The following is a 1,658-nucleotide window of genomic DNA, read 5'->3' as shown; positions in this document are numbered from 1 at the left end:
CTATGGGGCATTGAAAGTCAAGCCCTTGGTGATCTGTTTTCCGTATGTCAGTTATCTCCTTTAAGGGTGCTGCAAGTTGTCCACGGTCGACCAGCGGGGTCGCCTGTCACGACCACGACGCTGGCCGGCGGTGGACAACTTGCACGCGAAAGGGTGTCTAATTCATATTCGGAGTCCTTTTGATAAAACCAAACTTCAAAACGACTTAGGTCGGAGTGTTTGATGTCCGGGCAACCGCCCCCGGACTAACTTCTATCCGTGCCGGCGCCAGGCCGGTCACCTCATACCACATGCGCACAGCGCTGGAACCACTCCGTTACCGACGCGCCCCATCTAGAACTACGATTACCCGCCGGGCAACCCTACTACTGTCCGGGCGCGCTGACCTTCAAGCCCTGTCGTCGATCGATATTCGCCGCTCAGCTCGCAACCGTGTTGCCGCCGGGTGGCTTGAGTGTTGCCCCGCGCGGAATCTCACCCTGTTCCAGATAGCGCCACAAGGCGATCGACAGACGGCGCGCAAGCGCCACTATGCCGATGCGTCGCATGCGCTTGCCGCCTCCCGCGAAGCGCTCGTTGAACCACTGGCTCAGCTGGCTGCCCGGCTGGAAGCGCAGCCAGCTCCACGCGAGTTCGACCATCAGCCATCGGACCCGTTTGTTGCCGGCCTTGCTGATACCCTGCTCGACCTCACTGGTGCCGCTCGCGTAAGGCGTAGGCGCCAGGCCCAGGCAGCCGGCGACTTCACGGCGGTTATGAAACTGTCGCCAGCCGAACAGTTCCTTGACCAGGGTCCACGCACTTCCGGTGCCGATACCCGCGAGCCGTGACAGCACCGCGATCACGGGTTGTGCGCCGCTGCGAACCTGTTGCTTTTGCTGCGCTTCAAGCGTCCTGATCTGCCTGGCAACAAGTGACAGCCGCTCGAACTCGCGTTCAATCTCGGTGCGCAAACCCGGCAACAGTTGCCCCGCCTGCTGGGCCCACCAGTGCGCCCACGCGCGCCCACCGATGCGCTCGACGCGCAGATTGTGCAGCACCAGCAGCGAGCGGATCCGGTTGCTGTGTGCGGTGCGCTCCTGCCGCAGGCGCTCGAGTTCCCGATGCACGCGTCGCTCATCTTCCTGCTCAGGGGTCGGGATCCGTGCGAGCGCCCACACCCGCCGCTCACCTCCGTAGTAGCGCATCAGCATCGACAGCAGCTTGTCGCTGTCGAGCCGGTCGGTCTTCGCGCGGCGTGCCCGCCGGTTTACTTCGATACTGGCCGGATCCACCACCAGGTTGACTATCCCGTGTGCGCTCAACCAGCGGTGCAGCCAGAAGCCGTCTCGCCCGGCCTCATAGCAACTGCGAACCGGGGCATCGGCTGCCAGGTGGCAGCGCGCCCTGGCCTTGGCGATCGCCATCAGGACCGCTGTCGTATCGCCGGCCGCCACCGTACACCGGCTCGGCGCGCGCACCCCATCACCCAGCGACAGCTTCCAGCTCTTCTCACCTAATTCGAAGGCGACATACAGCCGCCCGACGATCCTTGTATCTTGCCCTCGAAGGGCCGTGTTAGGCGCGTCCATTTGCATGCTCCTTTCGAAAACGAGTGTCTGAATCCTCGTTTTACTCTTGGGAGCTTACTTTCGCTGGCCCCTTACATAGTATCTAGG

General features: G+C 62.6%; 1 protein-coding gene. It reads right to left on the bottom strand.

Annotated elements, in window-relative coordinates:
- Positions 1-419: 419 nt before the first annotated feature.
- Positions 420-1,571 carry an IS110 family RNA-guided transposase gene (locus EOS_RS42980; RefSeq protein WP_047898344.1) on the bottom strand — a complete coding sequence of 384 codons (1,152 nt, stop codon included), beginning with the start codon at positions 1,569-1,571 and terminating at the stop codon, positions 420-422.
- Positions 1,572-1,658: the final 87 nt, after the last annotated feature.

Origin of the sequence: Caballeronia mineralivorans PML1(12) (assembly GCF_001028175.1) — a bacterium.
GTDB lineage: Bacteria > Pseudomonadota > Gammaproteobacteria > Burkholderiales > Burkholderiaceae > Caballeronia > Caballeronia mineralivorans.
The sequence above is the reverse complement of the archived record's forward strand: the minus strand, read 5'-3'. Positions and strand labels throughout refer to the sequence as shown.

What these genes read in the sequence shown, in the direction of transcription:
- EOS_RS42980 (WP_047898344.1), bottom strand. Translation starts at nt 1,571, where the DNA reads ATGGACGCGCCTAACACGGCCCTTCGAGGGCAAGATACAAGGATCGTC.